The organism is Oleiphilus sp. HI0125 (assembly GCF_001635355.1).
The window spans coordinates 1-1,317 of sequence record NZ_LWGF01000751.1; the positions used below are offsets into that span (position 1 = coordinate 1).

Here is a 1,317-nt window from a genome sequence, read left to right on the forward strand (position 1 = left end):
ATTGTTGGGTGTACGATTGTTCTCATCGAATTCAGCCTCACTGCTTCTTTATTCTCGATCATTATGGGTGCGTTTAGCTTCATTGTTGTAGGAGGTATGAAGCTATTAGTACTCGGCTGCATCACAGCATCTATATCGCTAGGATTAAGCGGCTTAATTTTCGGATTTAACTTCAATATAAATGAGCCGGTATTGGTGACTCTTGTGGCTGGTATTGGGGCAGGTGTCTATGTTGCTGTTACCGCATATTACACACACCAACAAGCGAAGGCCTTGGTAAAAGCGAAGTCACAGATTCAGCATCAACGAGAACAGTCGATCTCACTATCGCATAAGCTTGCGAAGTATCTTTCACCACAAGTATGGCAATCTATCTTTACCGGTGAACGTGACGTTCGTCTTGAAACGCAACGTAAGAAATTAACGATCTTCTTCTCAGACATTAAGGGCTTTACCGAACTTGCTGAGGAAATGGAGCCAGAGAGCCTCACTGAGCTTCTGAATAGCTACTTTAATGAGATGTCTCAAATCGCATTAAAGTATGGCGGCACTATTGATAAGTTTGTCGGCGATTCGATCATGATCTTCTTTGGCGACCCGACAAGCCGCGGACCAAAAGAAGATACGCTTGCCTGTGTAGCCATGGCGATCGAGATGCGTAAGCACATGAAGATTCTCCGCCAAAAATGGCAAAGCCAAGGGATCAAAACACCTCTACAAATTCGTATCGGCATCAGTACTGGATACAGCACGGTAGGTAACTTCGGCGCCGAGAATCGCATGGATTATACGATCATCGGAAAAGAGGTTAATCTTGCGTCTCGTCTTGAGAGCTTAGCGGAGCCTGGAGAAATACTGATCTCTTACGAGACCTTCTCGTTAGTCAAAGATAAGGTAATGTGTAGAGATAAAGGCGAGATCACTGTAAAAGGATTCTCTCGCCCTGTGCCAATTTATCAGATCGTCGATTTCCGCAGAGATATTGGCGCTGGCCAGAGTTTTATCGAACATGAAACAGGCGGCTTTGCGCTGTACTTAGACACCGAAAAAGTCACAACTGAAGAGAAAGACTTAGTTGTTCGGGCCCTTGAGCGCGCCGCGGAAAAACTCAAGGACCGCGATTAAATCAAATAGTTCTCTTTTAAGAACTACTGCCTAACATATCGCTTTTGAGGACAGACAGAAACACGGTCTTCGGTTGCTCGATAAGGGTTGATATCTAAGCCCCCGCGGCGCGTATAACGAGCCATCACACTCAAAGATGTACATCCACACTTCGCCAAAATATCAGTAAATATTTGCTCACAGCAATGTTCG

The 1,317-nt window shown here is 45.0% G+C and carries 1 protein-coding gene and 1 pseudogene; one reads left to right on the plus strand and one right to left on the minus strand.

All coding sequences use genetic code 11. The features are described from left to right. On the plus strand, window positions 1-1,125 hold a 1,125-nt coding region (locus A3762_RS11315; protein WP_068755560.1), incomplete at its 5' end, for an adenylate/guanylate cyclase domain-containing protein. Window positions 1,126-1,148: 23 nt separating this feature from the next. Here A3762_RS11315 and A3762_RS25930 read toward each other — a convergent pair. After that, window positions 1,149-1,317 (minus strand): annotated as a pseudogene (locus A3762_RS25930) (NADPH-dependent 7-cyano-7-deazaguanine reductase QueF); the annotation flags it as partial.